Here is an 18,489-nt window from a genome sequence, read left to right as displayed (position 1 = left end):
AGACGAGGAAAAGTCAGACAGCTGCTATTCCTTTAGTGGGCAGATTTTGCTAGGAGGCGAAGCCCAATTTTTCTGCCCACCGCGTCCCACTCATGAAAAACGACGAAATCCTCAGCCAGATCACCGAGTTCTGCCGCAAGGCGGACATGGCGGAATCGACGTTCGGCCGGCGCGCGGTGAACGATGGGAAGCTGGTGCATCGCCTGCGCGAGGGCAAGCGCATCACCATCGACACGCTGGACCGGATCCAGGCCTATATGGCGGCATCGATGGCCGGGGGAGTGCCGCCGCCGCGGGGGCTTCAGGTGCCGCCCGAAAAGCGCGACCCGCGCGGCAATTTCCGCTTCTTCGAGAACCGGCAGAAATACCTGCTGTTCGTCCACACCTGCAGCGAAAAGCGGGTGGTCGCCGACAGGGTCGCGCTGGAGCTCGCCTCCATCCATCCGCGCCCACCGGCCCTGCGCCTGTTCGACGCCGGCGTCGGCGACGGCACGGTGCTGGCGCGGGTGCTGCGCGCGACGCACCAGCGCTACCCCCACATGCCGTTCTACGTTGCCGGCAAGGAGCTCAGCCTGGAGGATCTGCGCCTGACGCTGGAGAAGGTGCCGGACCGCATTTTCGAGCATCCGGCGTCGGTGTTCGTCTTCACCAACATGTTCTACTCGGAGGCGCCCTGGCTGACGCCGGCATCGCCAGCCGCGGCGGCGGCGACCGTCTGGCACGAGGTGCCGCTGCGGGGCGCCTCGTCAGGTGAATTCGAGCAGCAGATCGCCGAGCTCCGGCCATTCCTGGAGCAGAACTGGCGTGCCGCGATCAGCCCGCGCACCGCCATGCCGCTGTACGAACGGCCCGTGGTCCTCGTGCTTTACCGCGAGGATCACCGATTCCTGCTGGATTCGACCATTCCGCGGCCGGGCCAGACCGAGGCCAATTTCGACCTCGTCATCGCGTCCCAGCCCTACCGGGCCCTGTCCTCGGTCAATTTCCGGGCCAAGCGGATCATCGCCCCCCTGGCAAAGGCGCTTCGGCCGGGAGGGCGATTGATCGGAATCCACTCCCATGGCCAGGATCCGGGCATGGAAATGATCCAGGCGATCTGGCCCGGAGAAAATCCTTTCGCCGTGAGCCGTCATGAGCTATTGCGCGCCGTTAAGTATGAACTTGGCTCGTTGGGCCGCGACTTAAATTTTAATGCATATGCGGATAACCGCTCGATCTTCAGGTATGATATGGAAGCGCTGCCCAACGAGGTAACCGGCACTATCGGAACCTCGACGGCCTTTGCAGCGTGGAATGCGGCGGTGTATGTCGCTCAGATTGAGGACGACCGGTTGACAGAAATGACTCAAAACGGCCGCACTCTGGATGCCGCCAGGGACGTGCTGCGGAAGTACAATGGGCTCTGGTTTCTCGACGAATCCTACGTCATCTCGCGCCGGCGTGATTGACTTCATTCACAGGTAAAAATCGCAAACGCCCGCCGGCTTAGTGGCGGAACAAGGGGTTACTGATGCGCGCGTCCTATCTCTTCACCAGCGAGTCCGTGTCCGAGGGTCATCCGGACAAGGTGTGCGACCGGATTTCCGACGAGATCGTCGATCTGTTCTACCGCGAAGGGCCGAAGGCCGGCATCGACCCCTGGCAGATCCGCGCCGCCTGCGAGACGCTCGCGACCACCAACAAGGTGGTGATCGCCGGTGAGACCCGCGGTCCGAAGTCGGTGACCAATGAGCAGATCGAGGGCGTCGTCCGCGGCGCGATCAAGGATATCGGCTACGAGCAGGAAGGCTTCCATTGGAAGACCTGCGACATCGAGATCCTCCTGCATCCGCAGTCGGCCGACATCGCGCAGGGCGTCGATGCGCTTCAGCCGGGCGAGGTCAAGGAAGAGGGCGCGGGCGACCAGGGCATCATGTTCGGTTACGCCACCAACGAGACGCCCGATCTGATGCCGGCGCCGATCTTCTACGCCCACAAGATCCTGCGCCTGATCTCCGAAGCCCGTCACTCCGGCAAGGAGAAGGTGCTCGGCCCCGACTCCAAGAGCCAGGTCACCGTGCAGTACGAGAACGGCAAGCCGGTCGGCGTGCGCGAGATCGTGGTCTCGCACCAGCACCTGATCGAGGACATCTCGTCCACGCAGATCCGCGACATCGTCGAGCCCTATGTGCGCGAGGCGCTGCCGAAGGACTGGATCACGCCGAAGACCATCTGGCACATCAACCCGACCGGCAAATTCTTCATCGGTGGCCCCGATGGTGATACCGGCCTGACCGGCCGCAAGATCATCGTCGATACCTACGGTGGCGCGGCTCCGCATGGCGGTGGCGCGTTCTCCGGCAAGGATCCGACCAAGGTCGACCGCTCGGCGGCCTATGCCGCGCGCTACGTCGCCAAGAACATCGTTGCCGCCGGTCTTGCCGACCGCTGCACGCTCCAGCTCGCCTACGCCATTGGCGTGGCGCGTCCGCTGTCGATCTACATCGACACCCACGGCACCGGTAAGGTGTCGGAGGACCAGCTCGAGAAGGCGGCGGCGCAAGCGATGGATCTGACGCCCCGCGGCATCCGCAGCCATCTCGATCTCAACCGCCCGATCTACGCGCGCACCTCGGCCTACGGTCATTTCGGTCGCACGCCCGACAACGAGGGCGGCTTCTCCTGGGAGAAGACCGACCTCGTCGAGCAGCTCAAGCGCGCGCTCTGATGCTCTTACCTCGCCCCGCTTGCGGGGAGAGGTCGCCGCGAAGCGGCGGGTGAGGGGGACTCTCCGCAAGCTCGGTGCTTGGAGAGAGCCCCTTCACCCCAGCCCTCTCCGCATAAGAATGGGGAGAGGGGTTAGTACCGACACGAAGCGTTCAGCTTGCGTTGCACTGAGACGCTGAACCCACAAATTAGGAAACAGACATGAACGCGAAGCCCGGCTTCACCGATTACATCGTCAAGGACATTTCGCTCGCCGATTTCGGCCGCAAGGAGCTCTCGCTGGCCGAGACTGAGATGCCCGGCCTGATGGCCACCCGCGAGGAGTACGGCCCGAAGCAGCCGCTGAAGGGTGCCCGCATCGCCGGCTCGCTGCACATGACGATCCAGACCGGCGTGCTGATCGAGACGCTGGCGGCCCTCGGCGCCGACATCCGCTGGGTCTCCTGCAACATCTATTCGACGCAGGACCACGCCGCAGCGGCGATCGCAGCCGCCGGCATTCCGGTGTTCGCGGTCAAGGGCGAGACGCTGGCCGAGTACTGGGACTACACCGCAAAACTGTTCGACTGGCACGGCGGCGGCCACCCGAACATGATCCTCGACGACGGCGGTGACGCCACCATGTACGTCCATCTCGGCCTGCGCGCCGAGAAGGGCGATACCGCCTTCCTCGACAAGCCCGGTTCGGAAGAAGAGGAAGTCTTCTTCGCGCTGTTGAAGAAGCAGCTCAAGGAGAAGCCGAAGGGCTACTTCGCCGCGATTGCCGAGAGCATCAAGGGCGTCTCCGAAGAGACCACCACGGGCGTGCATCGTCTCTATGACATGCAGAAGGCCGGTACGCTGCTGTGGCCCGCCATCAACGTCAACGACAGCGTCACCAAGTCGAAGTTCGACAACCTCTATGGCTGCCGTGAATCGCTGGTCGACGGCATCCGCCGCGGCACCGACGTGATGATGTCGGGCAAGGTCGCGATGGTCGCCGGCTTCGGCGACGTCGGCAAGGGGTCGGCGGCCTCGCTGCGCCAGGCCGGCTGCCGCGTGATGGTGTCGGAAGTCGATCCGATCTGCGCGCTGCAGGCCGCGATGGAAGGCTACGAAGTCGTGACCATGGAAGACGCGGCGCCGCGCGCCGACATCTTCGTCACCGCGACCGGCAACAAGGACATCATCACCATCGAGCACATGCGCGCGATGAAGGATCGCGCCATCGTCTGCAACATCGGTCACTTCGACAACGAGATCCAGATCGCGGGTCTGCGTAACCTGAAATGGACCAACATCAAGCCGCAGGTCGACGAGATCGAATTCCCCGACAAGCACCGCATCATCATGCTGTCGGAAGGCCGCCTCGTGAACCTCGGCAACGCGATGGGCCATCCGTCCTTCGTGATGTCGGCCTCCTTCACCAACCAGACGCTGGCGCAGATCGAGCTTTACGCCAACAACAAGGACGGCAAGTACAAGAAGGAGGTCTATGTGCTGCCGAAGTCGCTCGACGAGAAGGTCGCGCGTCTTCACCTCGCCAAGATCGGCGTCAAGCTCACCGAGCTCCGCAAGGACCAGGCCGACTACATCGGCGTCAAGCAGGAAGGTCCTTACAAGAGCGATCACTACCGGTACTGAGACGCAGCATCGGTCAGGAACGCAAGAAGCCCCGGAGCGATCCGGGGCTTCATCGTTTCGGCGCATGGAATTCAACTCGCTTTCCAGTTGCTGCACGCTGATTGCCAATTGACGGCCAGCAGCGCCGGTCCGACAATCCGCCCGGCGGAGGAAACCATGCAACAAGAACATTTCGACGTCCTCATCGTCGGTGCCGGCCTGTCCGGCATCGGCGCGGGCTATCATTTGCAGAAGAAGTGCCCGGGCAAGAGCTACGTCATTCTGGAGGGGCGCGACTGCATCGGCGGCACCTGGGACCTGTTCCGCTATCCCGGCATCCGTTCGGACAGCGACATGTTCACGCTCGGCTATTCCTTCAAGCCGTGGACCGATCCGAAGGCGATCGCAGACGGGCCGCAGATCCTGAACTATGTGCGTGAGACCGCGGCCGAGAACGGCATCGAGAAGCACATCCGCTTCCGCCATCGCGTCAAGCGCGCTTCGTGGTCGACGCCGGACGCACGCTGGACCATCGAGGCTGAACGCATCACGGGGGAGGGCGCGACCGAGCTGGTGCGCTTCACCTGCAATTTCCTCTTCATGTGCTCGGGTTATTACAAATACGAGGCGGGCTACACGCCGGAGTTCAAGGGCTCCGCCGATTTCGCCGGGCGCATCGTCCATCCGCAGAAATGGACCGAGGACATCGACTACGCGGGCAAGCGCGTCGTGGTGATCGGGTCGGGCGCGACCGCGGTGACGCTGGTGCCGGAGCTCGCCAAGAAGGCGGCACAGGTCACCATGCTGCAGCGTTCGCCGACCTATGTGGTGTCGCGTCCGGCGCAGGATCCCGTCGCCAACAAGATCCGCCGTAATTTGCCGACGCGGCTTGCCTATCATGTCATCCGCTGGCGCAACGTGATGTGGGGAATGTTCTTCTTCCAGCTTAGCCGGCGCCGTCCTGCGAAGGTCAAGGAGCTGGTCCTCAAGGGCGTGCAGATGGCGCTCGGCCCGGACTACGACGTCGCCACCCATTTCACGCCGCGCTACAATCCCTGGGACCAGCGGTTGTGCCTGGTGCCGGACGGCGATCTGTTCGCGGCGATCCGCGAGCAGCGCGCCACCGTTGTCACCAGCGAGATCGACACGTTCACGAGCGACGGCATTCGCCTGAAGGATGGCAGCGAACTGGCCGCCGACATCGTCGTGACGGCGACCGGGCTGGTGCTGCAGGTCGTCGGCGGTCTCGACGTCAGTGTCGACGGCCGTGCCGTCGATTTCGCCAATACGCTGACCTACAAGGGCATGATGTATGCCGACGTGCCCAACATGGCCTCGGCGTTCGGCTACACCAATGCGTCCTGGACGCTGAAATGCGACCTCACCTGCGAATATGTCTGCCGGCTCATCAACTACATGGACCGGCACAATTTCCGCCAGTGCATGCCGCATAATGACGACCCGGAGATCACGGCACAGCCCTCGCTGGACTTCACCTCGGGTTATGTGCAGCGTTCGGTGGCCAAGATGCCGAAGCAGGGCTCGAAGCAGCCGTGGCGGCTGTACCAGAACTACGCGCTCGACATCGTCTCCTTGCGCTTCGGCCGGATCGACGACGGCGTGATGCGATATTCCTGATCGCATCGCCGCCTATGCTCATGCCTTGCGTGTGGTAAGTGCCAGTGCAAGGTCGATCGCCAGTGCCAGCACCACCGCCGCACCGCCGAGTCCGAACAGGACCAGATAGTCGCCACCGGTCTGCGCATAGATCCACGAGAACCCGTAGGCCGCTGCGGCCTGGAACAGCGCAAAGCTCGTAGTGGCGTGGCTCCAGGTCGCGCGCTGTTGTTCGGCCGAATGCGGCACGAGTTCGTGGATGCGACCGAGCACCAGGGGCACGATGCCCGGCGTGAAGGCGCCGACCACAACACTCGATACGATCAGCGAAACCGGCGCGGTGCTGACGGTCGGCAGCAGCACAGCGGCCGCCTCGATCAGGAAGGCCGCGCGCAATGCCGGTCCAAATCCGGACCGGTCACCGAGATGGCCGGTGGCGAGCGGACCGACGATCGCGCCAAGGCCGTAAAGCACCCAGTAGTGCGATCCCGCGGCAATTCCCTGGCCAAGGCCACGGGCCACGAAGTCGACGATGAAAACCATGTGCGGCACCAGCGCTACCGCGTTGAGACCGTATTGGACCAGCAGCGCGCGGGCGGCGGGCGAGGCTCGATGGGGCTTTGCCTGATGCGAAGGAGCCGCATTGCCCTTGGCGTCAGCAGGCCAGTTCCACCAGCTCGCGAGCGTGAGGAGGGCCGAGAGCGCGCCAAGGCCATACCAGCTCTGCTGCAGGCCCTGTTGCAACAAGAGCGGCACCAGCGTGCCCGATGCTGCGACGCCGAGGCCGACGCCGGCAAAGATCACGCCGCCGACGATGCCGCGCCGTGCGGGTGAGGTGTGCGGCAGAATGACGGAAGCCGCCAGCACCATGATGATGCCGCCGGTGAGACCTGACAGAAAGCGCCAGGCGAAGAACCAGGTAAACGACACCGGTGCCGAACTGGCGAAGAAGGAGAGGGTCGCCAGCAGCATCATCGCTCGCAGCGCAGGGACCGCGCCGATGCGCGAAGCGACAGCCCGTGCGGCGAGCGCGCCGGCGAGATAGCCGGCAAGGTTCGCCGCACCGAGATAGACGACGTCTGATGCGCTGAACCATTTTGCAGCGATCAGGGCCGGGATCAGCGGGGTATAGGAAAAGCGCGCGAGGCCAAGGCCGACCAATGACGCGGACAAGCCCGCCACGGCATATCGCCAGGTTCTTTGTGAAGTTGACCTTGAGTCTGATCCCGGCTGCGGGTGCAGCCGGGTCTCGATGTGTTGCTTCGTATCTGCGTTGGTCATCTCATCCTCCTGCGCGCAATGGCGCGCGGATCATCCGGTCTGGGCGCGGCGGCGCCGGAATTCAGGCACGGGCAGGCCGCCCCAGCCCCAATTATCCAGGTCGACTTCCTCGATCACGACGAAGGTGGAATCGAGCGGCTTGCCGAGCACGTCGAGCAACAGCTGGCTCGATCCCTTGATCAGGGCGGCCTTTTCCTCCGCCGTGATCGACGCCGCTCCCGGCGTCGTTCCCTCGCGGGTCACTTGAATGGTGACGATGGGCATCGTGTTTATCCTCGGCTCAGTGGCCGGCGCTCTGGCCGCCGTCGACATGCAGGATCTCGCCGGTGACGAAGGAAGCACCCTCGAGATAGAGCACGGCATCGACGATGTCGGACATCTCGCCCATATGGCCGACCGGGTGCAGCGCGCTGAGCTGGGCATGCGTCTCGACCGGATGCATCGGCGACTTGATGATGCCGGGGGAGACCGCGTTGACGCGGATGCCGCGCTTGGCATATTCGATCGCGAGCGACTTGGTCGCGGCGCTCAGTCCGCCCTTGCTCAGCGAGGCCAGCACCGAGGGGACGTTCGAGTTCGCCTGTTCGACCAGGGTGGTGGTGATCTGGACGACGTGGCCAGAACCCTGCTTTTCCATCTCGGCGATGGCGAGCTGCGTGACGTTGAAGAAACCTGCGACATTGGTCCCCATCACCGCCGCATAGTCTTCGGCCGTGTACTGCGTGAACGGCTTTGCGACGAAGATGCCGGCATTGTTCACCAGCGTGTCGACTCGGCCGAAGCGGGCGACGGCTTGCGAGACCACGCGCTCGGCGGTGGCTCTATCCGAGATGTCGCCGGGAACGGCGAGAACATCGTCGTCGCCCGACGGCTTGATGGAGCGGGCCGTTGCCACGACGCGGTAGTTGCGATCACGAAAACCCTTGACCAGGGCGGCGCCGATGCCCTGCGATGCTCCGGTGATGATGGCGACCTTCTGTTCGATACCCATGACGGGCTCCTGTTGTTGGCTTCCAGAACCTGAGCCAGCAGCGGCTGGCCTCGGGTGTGAGGTACGCTCCAGCGGCCCGGCTGCGAATACACGTTGTCCGGCAGACACTGTTACGTGGCGCGAACGAATGCCGGATCTGGCCTTGGCGGCAGTTGTCGCGGCGGAGACGAACGCCTAGCTTGTCACCGGAATTTGATGGGGCGACGGGAAGGCATGGATCGTCTGGATGCGATGAATGTGTTCGTCCTCGCGGTGGACGAGGGAAGCCTCGCGGCCGCAGGGCGCAAGCTTGGCCGCTCACCGGCAGCGGTCAGCCGCGCCATCGCTTTCCTGGAAGAGCGGGTCGGCGCCGAGCTGCTGCACCGGACGACACGATCGATCAAGCTGAGCGAGGAGGGCGAGCGCTATCTCGCGATCTGCCGCCGCGTACTCGCGGAGCTGGAGGAGGCCGACGACATTGCCGCCGGACCGCGCACGGCGCCGCGCGGCCTGCTCACGATCACCGCCCCTGTTGTGTCTGGCGAGATGGTACTGCGGCCGATCCTCGATGCGTTTCTCGATTCCTATCCGACGGTGTCGGCAAAGCTTCTGCTGTTCGACCGTGCGGTCAACCTGATCGAGGAAGGCGTCGATATCGCGCTCCGCATCGGGCCTCTCGCGGATTCAACGATGGTGGCGATGCGGGTCGGCGAGATCAGCCGCGTCGTCGTGGCGGCGCCGCGCTATCTCAAGCAGCACCCGCGCATCACCGAGCCCGGCGATCTTGCCAAGCATCAGATCGTGGCAATGGCGCATCTTCCGAACTCCTGGACCTTTGTGCCGCAGGCCGGCTCGTCGGCGGCCCGGACGGTGCAGTTTACTCCGCGCCTCGTCGTCAACAGCACTTATGCGGCGGTGGCCTCCGCCGTGGCCGGGCGCGGGGTGGCGCGGATGTATTCCTACCAGGTGGCAGAGCAGGTCGCGCGCGGCGAGCTCGAGATCGTACTGGCCGGCGACGAGGATCCGGAGATGCCCGCGCATTTGATCTGCCCGCAGGGCAGGCTTTCGGTGCCCAAGGTGCGTGCCTTCACCGACTTTGCGGTGCCGCGGCTGAAGAAGCAATTTGCCCAGCTCAAGAAGAGCATGGCTGCGCGATGAGCCGCTGCACCCTCGGCAATGCGTTGTTTTGCGTATACGGGCACCGGGCTGAATCAGCCATGCTGCCCGAACGGTTAACGCCGGATTAACCGGTGAGTCCTAGCCTGTCTTGGCCGGGTTACTCGCAAGGCCGAGGTGAGCCCAATGGAAGCCCAGAAGATCGCGGTCGACGCCGTCGTCGCGTTGACCGATTGCGACCGCGACGCCGTCATCGCCTTCATCCGCCGGCTCTATCTCGCCGGCGTCACGGATCCCAAGCGCCTGACCTTCAAGGGTCTCCAGGCGCTGTCCCGGGCGTGATTCAGCTCGTTTCGGCCAGTTTCAACCCAGGTTCCGCACCGCCGTTCTCCCCAGCGTGATTGCAACCCAGCGGTGAATATCTTGCCGCTCGGGCCGGGCCGAGGTAAATCACGTTCCCGGCTGGGTCAGTTGGGAGCTGGGGAAATGGTGAAACAGCTTTTTGCGCCGCAACTTGTCATTTTGTATGTGCTGGCGGCCTCCACGATTTACGTTCACTTCCGCGGCAAGCAGCGGCTGCGCTTTGCGCGCCAGCTCGGCGATCACTCGACCTACCTCGCCCCCTACAATGTGCTGATGTACGCCGGCTCTGCCGTTCCGAACAAACCGGTGATCCCGGTCGAGCAGTTTCCCGAGCTGAAACCCCTCAGCGAGAACTGGGAAACGATCCGCGACGAGGCCGTGCGTCTGTTCGACGAAGGTTTCATCCGCGCGGCCGCGAAGAACAACGACTGGGGCTTCTACTCGTTCTTCAAGAGCGGCTGGAAGCGGTTTTACCTGAAATGGTACGACGACTTCCTGCCGTCGGCGAACACGCTGTGCCCGAAGACGGTGGAGCTGCTCAAGTCGATCCCGAGCGTGCATGGGGCGATGTTCGCGATGCTGCCGCCGGGCGGCAAGCTCGGCGCGCACCGCGATCCCTTTGCCGGCTCGCTGCGCTATCACCTCGGCCTGGTCACGCCGAACTCGAACAAGTGCCGCATCCTGGTCGACGGCGTCGAATGCGTCTGGCGCGACGGCGAGGCCTTCATGTTCGACGAGACCTTCATCCACAGCGCCGAGAACGCCACCGACGTCAACCGCATCATCCTGTTCTGCGACGTCGAGCGCCCGATGAAGTATGGCTTCATGACCGCGATCAACCGCTGGGTCAGCCATCACATCGTCAAGGCGTCGGCGACCCAGAACGTCGAGGGCGAGAATGTCGGCTTACTCAACAAGGTGTTCGGCAAGCTCTACGAGATCCATCTCGCCAGCCGCAAGGTCAAGGCGTGGAACCGCAACGTCTACTACACGCTGAAGTACTCGCTGACGGCGCTGATCCTCGGCCTCATTGTGTTTTCGGCGTTGAGGTAGTCGGCGCACAATGGCTTCCTTGCCGCTTGCGGACACCGAGATCGTGCAGTTCTTCCGCCGGTGGCTGGAAACCTTCGCAGGCTATGTCCGCGAGGTCGACTATGCGTCGGCGCGGCCGCTATTCCATTCCGACGTGCTGGCCTTCGGCACGCATAACGATGTCATCCCCGGCCTCGACCAATGGGTCACTTCGCAATGGGATAACGTCTGGCCCAAGACGAGTGACTTCCGTTTCGTGCTCGAGCAAGTTTCGATCCTGGCATCCCCCGACGGCATGATGGCGACGGTCATCGCGCCGTGGACGAGCACGGGCTATCATGCCGATGGCAGCGCGTTTCCGCGCCCTGGTCGCGCGACGATGGTGTTTTCGAGAGAAGGTGATGGCTGGCTGTGCGTGCATTCGCACATGTCACTCAATCGTGGTGTGCCGCAGGCCAGCCACGCCAATCGACCGGTAAAAGCCTGGTAGATGTGATCGGAATCAAAAAGGCCCCGGATATGTCCGGGGCCTTTTGATTTTCGAGATGTCGTGCAGCCTATTCCGGCTGGCCGATGCTGACCTTCAGCGTGCCGACGCCGTCGACGCCGCATTCGAGCTTGTCGCCGGGCTGGAGCTGCGACACTCCGGCGGGCGTGCCGGTCATGATGATGTCGCCGGCGGCGAGCTTCACCTGCTGCGAGAGCTGCCAGATGATCTCGGGCACGTTCCAGATCAGCTCGGTCAGGTCGCCCTTCTGAGCCTCCTTGCCGTTGACCGTGAGCCAGATCTTGCCCTTGGCGGGATGGCCGATCTTGGAGGCCGGCTGGATCGCGGAGCACGGAGCGGAGCCGTCGAACGACTTGCCGATCTCCCAGGGACGCTCCTTCTTGCGCGAGGCGATCTGGAGGTCGCGGCGGGTGAGGTCGATGCCGACGGCATAGCCGTAGACGTGATCCAGCGCCTTGTCGGCGGGGATGTTGAGTCCGCCGCTCTTCATCGCGACGATCAGCTCGACCTCGTGATGCAAATCCTTGGTCAGTGGTGGATAGGGAATGGTGGCGCCATCGGGCACCAGCATATCGGCGTGCTTGGCGAAGAAGAACGGCGGGGCACGCTCGTCATTGCCCATCTCGCGGATGTGCTCGAGATAGTTGCGGCCGACGCACCAGATGCGGCGCACCGGATAACGGCCGCTTTCGCCGACGACGGGAAGCGAAGCCTGGGGTGGAAGCGGGATGACGTAGGAGGCGGCGTTCATGCGGGTCTCGCGGCTCTTGAGGTTGACAGGGAACTCTATGCGGTTGCGCTGATCGGCGCCAGAGCGCCGGCATCGTGATGTTGCAGGCGGAAGAATGAGGCATAGCGCCCGCCGCGGCGGAGCAGCTCGTCGTGCCGGCCCTGCTCGACGATTTCGCCGCCTTCGATCACAAGGATGCTGTCTGCGTGCATGATGGTGTGCAGGCGATGCGCGATCACGATGGTGGTGCGGTTCTGGCAGAGATGCTCGATCGCCTCCTGCACCTGCCGTTCGGATTCGGAATCGAGTGCGGCGGTGGCCTCATCAAGCAGGATGATCGGTGCGTTCTTGAGCAGCGCGCGCGCCACGGCGATGCGCTGGCGCTGTCCGCCTGACAGCTGGGTGCCGTGCTCGCCGACCGGCGTGTCGTAGCCGAGCGGGAAGCCCATGATGAAATCATGCGCGCAGGCTGCCTTGGCGGCGTCGACGATTTCGTTCTCGGTCGCGCCCGGCTTGCCGAACGCGATGTTGTTGCGGATGGTGTCGCGGAACAGATAGACGTCCTGCCCGACATAGGCGGTCTGCGCCCGCAGCGATTTGCGAGAGATCGCACCGATCGACTGGCCGTCGATCGCGATGTCGCCCTGCGTCACCTCGTAGAAGCGCAGCAACAGCGCCAGCACAGTGGACTTGCCGCCGCCGGACGGGCCGACCAGCGCGGTGACCTTGCCGGGCTCCGCTACGAAGCTCATGCGGTTGAGCACGGTCTCGCCCGAGCGATAGGAGAAGCTGACGTCGCGCAGCTCGATCCGCGCGTCGGTGAGCTTCAGCGCCGGCTTGTCGTCGTCGGAGTGCTCGCTCGCCGGGCTGTCGATGATCTCGAGCAGCATGCGGGCGCCGACGAGCTGGCTGTTGAGGTCGATGTTCAGCCGCGCCAGCCGCTTGGCCGGCTCGGTCGCCATCAGGAAGGCGGTCATGAAGGAGAAGAAGGCGCCGGGCGTGGCGTTGAGTGCGACCACGGCATAGCCGCCGTACATCAGGCAGCCGGCGACCGCGAAGCCGCCGAGCATCTCCATCAGCGGGTTGGAGCGGTTGGCGACGCGCGCCATCTTGTTGGCGTTGCGCTCGACGATCGCGATGTTCTCGTCGATGCGCTTCTGCATGGTGTCTTCGAGCGTGAACGCCTTGACGGTGCGGATGCCCTGCAGCGATTCCTGCATCGTCTCCATGATGTCGGCGGTGCCGGTGAACTGGTTGAAAGCGAGACCCTTGATGCGCTTGACCAGCTTGCGCAGCACCAGCATCGCCGGCGGCACCACGACGAGGCCGATGAACGACATCACCGGGTCCTGCCACACCATCACGCCGATCATGGCGAGAAGCATCATGAGGTCGCGGCCGACCGCGTTGACCAGCATGTTGAGGACGTCGGTGATGGATTTCGCGCCGGCCGTCAGCCGCGCCAGAAATTCGGACGAATGCCGTTCGGAGAAGAAACCGACGCTCTCGCGCATCAACTTGGCGAACAATTGCCGCTGGTTGGTGGCGAGGATGGCGTTACTGATCTTGGTCAGGATCACCATGTGGCCGTAGGTCGCCACGCCCTTGATGAAGAGCAGGATCACCGTGATGCCCGAGAACATCGCGATGCCCGGGATGTTCTTGTCGACATAAGCCTGGTTGATGACCTGGCCCAGCACGTAGGTCGCGCCCGCGGTCGATCCGGCGGCAAGCGCCATCAACGCGAAGGCGACGAGGTAGCGCCGCCAATAGACGACCCCCTGTTCCGTGACCAGGCGGCGAACCAGAACCATTGCCGCATAGGGATCGTCGGTGATTTTCTTTGGAAACTGGGCCATCCGCAGTCCATTGACGGCACGGGACAAAGCCTGCCCGCGCGTCAGGGATCGAACGGCCTCTGTGCCCGCTCAAGCGGAGTTTTTCAAGCCCAATTAAGGGCTTGCGCTCAGAGGGAATCTAGGCCGAGGCGGCGTGGCGGAGCTCGCCATGGCGCTCGTGGAACAACTTGTCCTCCCACGCCAAGGCGTGCGCGGCGATGGTCTCGAGGTCGTCGTATTGCGGCTTCCACTCGAGCAGGCCGCGGATGCGGCTGGTGTCGGCGACCATGGTCATGATGTCGCCGGGCCGGCGCGGGGCGTATTGCACGGCGAAGCTGCGGCCCGACACCCGCCGCACGGCGTCGATGGTCTCCAGCACCGAATAGCCGCGGCCGTAGCCGCAATTAAGCGTCGTCGAGGCGCCGCCGTTGCGCAGGTACGCCAGCGCCGAGCGATGCGCCTGCGAGAGGTCCGTGACGTGGATGAAGTCGCGGATGCAACTGCCGTCGGGGGTCGGATAGTCGGTGCCGAACACGTCGATCTTGGCGCGCTGGCCGGTCGCAGCTTCCACCGCGATCTTGAGCAGATGCGTGGCGCCGGCGGTGGCAAGGCCGATGCGGGCCTGCGGGTCGGCGCCGGCGACGTTGAAATAGCGCAGGGTGACGTACTGCATGCCGTAGGCGGCGGCGACGTCGTGCAGCATGATCTCGGTCATCAGCTTCGACGAGCCGTAGGGCGACAGCGGCCGCGTCGGCGCGTGTTCGGGGACCGGCACCTGGTCCGGATTGCCGTAGACGGCGGCGGTCGACGAGAAGATGAAGCGGTTGATGCCGCGCTTGACCGCGACGTTGAGCAGATTGCGCGCGGTCGTGAAATTGTTGCGATAGTAGCCGAGCGGATCGCGCATCGAATCCGGCACGACGACGGAGCCGGCGAAATGGATGATGCTCTCGATGTTGTGCTGCGCGATCACGCCTTCGAGCAGGTTCTCGTCGCCGGCATCGCCAATGAACAGCGGCACGCCCTCGGGCAGATAGGCGGAGAAACCGGTAGAGAGATCGTCGATCACGACGACGTCCTCGCCGGCTTCCGCCAGCGCGAGGACCGTATGACTTCCGATATAGCCGGCGCCGCCGGTGACTAGCACAGTCATGATCTCACCCGTCTTCGATCAACGCGCCAAGTTAACGTTTGCGCGGTGAAGAGGGGTTTCGGCGTGGCTGAACTGGTCACTATGCTTAATGTTGCGTATAGGGGGTTTCCGAAACGGAGCGTGACGTGGCGAATCCCCTGGGCGATCTCGAAGTGATCGTGCCAAATCTGCACAGGCGCTATTCCGGGGTCACCGCGACCAACCGGATGGTGGCGCTGCGGCTGGCGAAACTGTACCGCGCCGCCTGGTTCGGCTCGCACGCGCCGGCCGGGATCGCGCGCCTGAGTGTTGCCGATTTTCTGAAGCTGTGGCGCCGCAAGGCGCCATTGATCTGGCACGCGCGGCGCAACAACGAGATGATCGCGGGCGTCGTGCTGCGTGCGCTCGGCTGGCGGTTGAAGCTCGTGTTCACCTCGGCGGCGCAGCGGCATCACAGCTGGATCACGCGCTGGCTGATCCGGCGCATGGACGCGATCATCGCGACGTCGGACATCTCGGCCTCGTTCCTGAAGGTGAAGGCGACGGTCATCCCACACGGCGTCGACACCGATGTCTATGCGCCCCCGCACGATCGCGCCGCGGCCTTCGCGGAAGCCGCGTTGCCGGGCCGCTACGCCATCGGCTGCTTCGGCCGCGTGCGCGCGCAGAAGGGCACCGATGTGTTCGTCGATGCGATGTGCCGGCTGCTGCCGCGCTATCCCGATTTCACCGCCGTGATCGTTGGTCAGGTCACGGCCGAGCAGACCTCCTTTGCCAATGACCTGAAAAAGCGGATCGAAGCAGCCGGCCTGCAATCGCGCATCGTCATCACCGGCGAGCTGCCGATCGAAGCGGTGCAGCGCTGGTATCAGCGACTGACGATCTACGCCTTCACCTCGCGCAACGAAGGTTTTGGCCTGACGCTGATCGAGGCGATGGCGGCCGGCAGCGCGCTCGTCGCCGCACGCGCCGGCGCGGCCGAGCTGGTGGTCGAGGATGGCGTGAGCGGCGTGCTGATCCCCTCGGGTGATGCGGATGCGCTTGTAGCAGCGCTGGAGCCCCTGATGCGCGATGTCGACGCCGCGACGGCGATGGGCGAGCGGGGCCGGGCCCGGGTGCTCGAAAAATTCAGCCTCGATGCGGAAGCGGCGCGGATCGGCGAGGTCTATCGGCCGCTGCTGTGAGGGTTGGCGCCGCGGACCTACGCAAATTTAGCGAAAACAACCCCATGCACAGTAGATGGTCGTAGTGAAATCAACGGCTTGGATGCCGGCGCGGCGGCTCGAATCTTGGCGCCCGTCGATACGTTTGGAAAACACCGGCGGAAATCGATAGTCTCAAGAGACCAGCATCTCATGTCGCCGCGCGCGATGTCTCCAACACCCGCTGCGCGATCCCCACCACCTCGCTCGCCGCGATATTCCGCATGCAGCGGTGGTCGTTCATCTTGCAGATCGTGCTCTGGCAGGGCTGGCAGGACAGCTTTTCCTTGTCCTGCACCACGGTGGCGGCGAGGCCGTTGAGCGGGGCCCAGAGATAGGGGCTGGTCGGGCCGAAGATGCCCATGGTGGGCGTGCCCAGCGCAGCTGCAATGTGCATCAGGCCGGAATCGTTGGAGATGGCGACACCGGCGGCGGCCATGGCCAGCACGCCGTTGCGCAAATCGTTGCCGGTGAGGTCGCGGACCCCCGGGCTGCCAGCGGTCCCCGGGCCGCCAGCGGTCCCGGAGCCGCCCGCCGCGACGATCTCCTGGGCCAGCCCCTTTTCCGCGGGGCCGCCGACCACCCAGACCTCGAGGCCGCGCTCGACCAGCAGCCGAGCGGCCTCCGGATAGTAGGTCCAGCGCTTTGAGACGCCGACCGAGCCGGGCGCCAGCGCCACCGCGGCGCCGGCGCTGAGGCCGTTGGCCTGCCGCCAACGGACGATGTCCTCGACCGGGACCCGCAATTGCGGCACCGGCCATTCCGGAGGCAGGGGCGCGCCATCAGGCTGGGCGAGGGCGGCATTCTTGTCGATGAAGCGGGGCAGCTTCTTCTCGCCCCAGCGCCAGCGGTTGAGCAGGCCGAACCGGAATTCGCCGACGAAGCCGACCCGTTCAGGGATACCGGCCAGCGCCGGCGCAATGGCCGCCTTCCAGGTCCGCGGCAGCACCAAGGCGGTGCCGTAGTTCCGTTCGCGCAGCAGTTTCCCCAAGGCGAACTGGCGGGCGATGGCGAGGCGGCCGCGGGGCAGGTCCCACACGATCCCCGCGCGCACGCCGGGCATGTAATCGACCAGCGGGGCGCACAGGGATGTGGTGAGCAGATCGACCGGCCGGTTGGGCCAGCGCTCCTTCAGGACGCGGACCACGGTGTGATTCCGCACGAAATCACCGATCCACATGTAGGGAATGATCAGGATCGGGCGTGTGTCGTCCCGATCGGCATCTCCACTAAATTCCGAATCTTTATTCATTTGTTGATAGGGCCGATGCGATCCGATTATGGCGGTTCGGTAGCCGCTCCGGGCCGGCAGGTAAAGCCGGCAGACCGTTCAATCCCAAAACCGCTTACACTTTGGCGGCTCATGCGCTACGGCAGGACCGGGCCGCAAAGATCGGGCAGGGATTTCTGAATGTTGCTGGTGACCGGCGGGGCCGGTTTTATCGGGTCGAATGCCGTGGCCGCGCTCAATGACGCCGGCCGCAGTGACGTCGTGGTCTGCGATTTCCTCGGTAACGAGGGGAAGTGGCGGAACCTCGCCAAGCGCCAGCTTGTGGATATCGTCCCGCCGGCCGAGCTGATGGACTGGCTGAAGGGCCGCAAGCTGGACGCCGTGATCCATCTCGGAGCGATTTCCGCGACCACTGCGACCGACGGCGACCTCGTGTTCGAGACCAATTTCCGCCTGTCGATGCGCCTTCTCGATTGGTGCGCGGCGAGCGCGGTGCCCTTCATCTATGCTTCCTCGGCGGCGACCTATGGCGACGGCGAGGCGGGTTTTGACGACGACGGCTCGCTGCCGGCACTGAAGAAACTGCGGCCGATGAATCTCTACGGCTGGAGCAAGCACATGTTCGATCTCGCGGTCGCCGAACGTGCCGCGCGTGGCGAGAAGCTCCCGCCGCAATGGGCTGGCCTGAAATTCTTCAACGTGTTCGGCCCCAACGAATATCACAAGGGCTCGATGATGAGCGTGCTGGCGCGGCGCTTCGACGACGTCAAGGCAGGCCGCGTCGTGCAATTGTTCAAGTCGCACCGTGAGGGCATCGCCGACGGCGATCAGCGCCGCGATTTCATCTATGTCGACGACGTCGTGCGCGTCGTGATGTGGCTGCTTGCGACACCATCGGTGTCCGGACTCTTCAACGTCGGAACCGGCAAGGCGCGCAGCTTCAGGGATCTGATGTTGGCGGCCTATGCGGCGCTCGGCACCAGGCCAAACATCGAATATATCGACATGCCCGAGCAGATCCGCGGGGCCTACCAGTACTTCACCCAGAGCGAGGTCGATCGCCTCCACCGCGCCGGCTATAACGGCGGCTTCACGACGCTCGAGGATGCGGTGAAGGCCTATGTCGGGGATTACCTCGACCGGCCCGACCGCTTCCGCTGA

Annotated in this window: 17 protein-coding genes; 10 read left to right on the top strand and 7 right to left on the bottom strand. The window is 64.3% G+C overall.

The features are described from left to right. Nucleotides 1-92 precede the first annotated feature (92 nt). The 4 genes from CIT39_RS23890 (at nt 93) to CIT39_RS23875 (ending at nt 5,946) form a co-directional block, all read left to right on the top strand. The gene (locus CIT39_RS23890; RefSeq protein ID WP_094891512.1) at nt 93-1,448 is read left to right on the top strand and encodes a hypothetical protein; all 1,356 of its coding nucleotides are present in this window, start codon (nt 93-95) and stop codon (nt 1,446-1,448) included. Between the two features lie 62 nt (nt 1,449-1,510). Further along, nucleotides 1,511-2,707 (top strand): methionine adenosyltransferase, encoded by a 1,197-nt coding sequence (gene metK / locus CIT39_RS23885; protein WP_094972429.1) that lies wholly within the window; start codon nt 1,511-1,513, stop codon nt 2,705-2,707. Between the two features lie 200 nt (nt 2,708-2,907). Next, complete coding sequence (gene ahcY / locus CIT39_RS23880; protein WP_094891516.1) at nt 2,908-4,329, top strand: adenosylhomocysteinase; 1,422 nt, start codon at nt 2,908-2,910, stop codon at nt 4,327-4,329. A gap of 156 nt (nt 4,330-4,485) precedes the next feature. Then, a complete protein-coding gene (locus CIT39_RS23875; protein ID WP_094972543.1) occupies nt 4,486-5,946 on the top strand; it encodes a flavin-containing monooxygenase in 1,461 nt (486 codons plus the stop codon). A gap of 18 nt (nt 5,947-5,964) precedes the next feature. Here the strand turns inward: CIT39_RS23875 and CIT39_RS23870 are convergent, their stop codons facing one another. From CIT39_RS23870 to CIT39_RS23860, 3 genes are read right to left on the bottom strand one after another with little or no spacing between them, the layout of a single operon-like run. Further along, complete coding sequence (locus tag CIT39_RS23870; protein ID WP_094972428.1) at nt 5,965-7,206, bottom strand: YbfB/YjiJ family MFS transporter; 1,242 nt, start codon at nt 7,204-7,206, stop codon at nt 5,965-5,967. Nucleotides 7,207-7,236: 30 nt separating this feature from the next. Continuing rightward, on the bottom strand, nt 7,237-7,470 hold the full coding sequence (locus tag CIT39_RS23865; RefSeq protein WP_162308646.1) for a tautomerase family protein: 234 nt from the start codon (nt 7,468-7,470) through the stop codon (nt 7,237-7,239). A gap of 16 nt (nt 7,471-7,486) precedes the next feature. Further along, the gene (locus tag CIT39_RS23860) at nt 7,487-8,197 is read right to left on the bottom strand and encodes an SDR family NAD(P)-dependent oxidoreductase (protein ID WP_094972426.1); all 711 of its coding nucleotides are present in this window, start codon (nt 8,195-8,197) and stop codon (nt 7,487-7,489) included. Between the two features lie 213 nt (nt 8,198-8,410). On the opposite strand from CIT39_RS23860, the gene CIT39_RS23855 reads away from it, so the two are divergent. The 4 genes from CIT39_RS23855 (at nt 8,411) to CIT39_RS23840 (ending at nt 11,177) form a co-directional block, all read left to right on the top strand. Next, nucleotides 8,411-9,334 carry a LysR family transcriptional regulator gene (locus CIT39_RS23855; RefSeq protein ID WP_094972425.1) on the top strand — a complete coding sequence of 308 codons (924 nt, stop codon included), beginning with the start codon at nt 8,411-8,413 and terminating at the stop codon, nt 9,332-9,334. A gap of 144 nt (nt 9,335-9,478) precedes the next feature. Next, nucleotides 9,479-9,634, top strand: coding sequence for a hypothetical protein (locus CIT39_RS23850; RefSeq protein ID WP_014493894.1), 156 nt, complete (start codon nt 9,479-9,481; stop codon nt 9,632-9,634). A 144-nt stretch (nt 9,635-9,778) separates the two neighbouring features. Next, the gene (locus CIT39_RS23845) at nt 9,779-10,708 is read left to right on the top strand and encodes an aspartyl/asparaginyl beta-hydroxylase domain-containing protein (RefSeq protein ID WP_094972424.1); all 930 of its coding nucleotides are present in this window, start codon (nt 9,779-9,781) and stop codon (nt 10,706-10,708) included. A gap of 10 nt (nt 10,709-10,718) precedes the next feature. Then, nucleotides 10,719-11,177 (top strand): YybH family protein, encoded by a 459-nt coding sequence (locus CIT39_RS23840; RefSeq protein ID WP_094972423.1) that lies wholly within the window; start codon nt 10,719-10,721, stop codon nt 11,175-11,177. 67 nt (nt 11,178-11,244) lie between these two features. Here CIT39_RS23840 and CIT39_RS23835 read toward each other — a convergent pair whose 3' ends face one another. From CIT39_RS23835 to galE, 3 genes are all read right to left on the bottom strand, one after another. Then, the gene (locus CIT39_RS23835; RefSeq protein WP_028137558.1) at nt 11,245-11,946 is read right to left on the bottom strand and encodes a fumarylacetoacetate hydrolase family protein; all 702 of its coding nucleotides are present in this window, start codon (nt 11,944-11,946) and stop codon (nt 11,245-11,247) included. Between the two features lie 35 nt (nt 11,947-11,981). Further along, entirely contained in the window at nt 11,982-13,784 is a 1,803-nt protein-coding gene (locus CIT39_RS23830; protein WP_094972422.1) for an ABC transporter ATP-binding protein, read from the bottom strand. Between the two features lie 118 nt (nt 13,785-13,902). After that, the gene (gene galE, locus CIT39_RS23825; protein ID WP_094972421.1) at nt 13,903-14,916 is read right to left on the bottom strand and encodes a UDP-glucose 4-epimerase GalE; all 1,014 of its coding nucleotides are present in this window, start codon (nt 14,914-14,916) and stop codon (nt 13,903-13,905) included. 125 nt (nt 14,917-15,041) lie between these two features. Between galE and CIT39_RS23820 the strand changes: the two genes are divergently transcribed. After that, nucleotides 15,042-16,079 (top strand): glycosyltransferase family 4 protein, encoded by a 1,038-nt coding sequence (locus CIT39_RS23820; protein ID WP_094972420.1) that lies wholly within the window; start codon nt 15,042-15,044, stop codon nt 16,077-16,079. Between the two features lie 169 nt (nt 16,080-16,248). Here the strand turns inward: CIT39_RS23820 and waaF are convergent, their stop codons facing one another. Beyond that, nucleotides 16,249-17,349 carry a lipopolysaccharide heptosyltransferase II gene (gene waaF, locus CIT39_RS23815; RefSeq protein WP_094972419.1) on the bottom strand — a complete coding sequence of 367 codons (1,101 nt, stop codon included), beginning with the start codon at nt 17,347-17,349 and terminating at the stop codon, nt 16,249-16,251. 159 nt (nt 17,350-17,508) lie between these two features. On the opposite strand from waaF, the gene rfaD reads away from it, so the two are divergent. Then, nucleotides 17,509-18,489 carry an ADP-glyceromanno-heptose 6-epimerase gene (rfaD, locus tag CIT39_RS23810; protein ID WP_094972418.1) on the top strand — a complete coding sequence of 327 codons (981 nt, stop codon included), beginning with the start codon at nt 17,509-17,511 and terminating at the stop codon, nt 18,487-18,489.

The sequence above is a fragment of the Bradyrhizobium symbiodeficiens genome, assembly GCF_002266465.3.
Lineage (GTDB): Bacteria > Pseudomonadota > Alphaproteobacteria > Rhizobiales > Xanthobacteraceae > Bradyrhizobium > Bradyrhizobium symbiodeficiens.
Note: the sequence above shows the minus strand (reverse complement) of the source record. Positions and strands in the feature narration are given on the sequence as shown.

Bases quoted from the DNA above. Each gene is read 5' to 3' on its own strand.
- CIT39_RS23890 (WP_094891512.1), top strand. From the start codon at position 93: ATGAAAAACGACGAAATCCTCAGCCAGATCACCGAGTTCTGCCGCAAG.
- metK (WP_094972429.1), top strand. From the start codon at position 1,511: ATGCGCGCGTCCTATCTCTTCACCAGCGAGTCCGTGTCCGAGGGTCAT.
- ahcY (WP_094891516.1), top strand. From the start codon at position 2,908: ATGAACGCGAAGCCCGGCTTCACCGATTACATCGTCAAGGACATTTCG.
- CIT39_RS23875 (WP_094972543.1), top strand. From the start codon at position 4,486: ATGCAACAAGAACATTTCGACGTCCTCATCGTCGGTGCCGGCCTGTCC.
- CIT39_RS23870 (WP_094972428.1), bottom strand. From the start codon at position 7,206: ATGACCAACGCAGATACGAAGCAACACATCGAGACCCGGCTGCACCCG.
- CIT39_RS23865 (WP_162308646.1), bottom strand. From the start codon at position 7,470: ATGCCCATCGTCACCATTCAAGTGACCCGCGAGGGAACGACGCCGGGA.
- CIT39_RS23860 (WP_094972426.1), bottom strand. From the start codon at position 8,197: ATGGGTATCGAACAGAAGGTCGCCATCATCACCGGAGCATCGCAGGGC.
- CIT39_RS23855 (WP_094972425.1), top strand. From the start codon at position 8,411: ATGGATCGTCTGGATGCGATGAATGTGTTCGTCCTCGCGGTGGACGAG.
- CIT39_RS23850 (WP_014493894.1), top strand. From the start codon at position 9,479: ATGGAAGCCCAGAAGATCGCGGTCGACGCCGTCGTCGCGTTGACCGAT.
- CIT39_RS23845 (WP_094972424.1), top strand. From the start codon at position 9,779: ATGGTGAAACAGCTTTTTGCGCCGCAACTTGTCATTTTGTATGTGCTG.
- CIT39_RS23840 (WP_094972423.1), top strand. From the start codon at position 10,719: ATGGCTTCCTTGCCGCTTGCGGACACCGAGATCGTGCAGTTCTTCCGC.
- CIT39_RS23835 (WP_028137558.1), bottom strand. From the start codon at position 11,946: ATGAACGCCGCCTCCTACGTCATCCCGCTTCCACCCCAGGCTTCGCTT.
- CIT39_RS23830 (WP_094972422.1), bottom strand. From the start codon at position 13,784: ATGGCCCAGTTTCCAAAGAAAATCACCGACGATCCCTATGCGGCAATG.
- galE (WP_094972421.1), bottom strand. From the start codon at position 14,916: ATGACTGTGCTAGTCACCGGCGGCGCCGGCTATATCGGAAGTCATACG.
- waaF (WP_094972419.1), bottom strand. From the start codon at position 17,349: ATGAATAAAGATTCGGAATTTAGTGGAGATGCCGATCGGGACGACACA.
- rfaD (WP_094972418.1), top strand. From the start codon at position 17,509: ATGTTGCTGGTGACCGGCGGGGCCGGTTTTATCGGGTCGAATGCCGTG.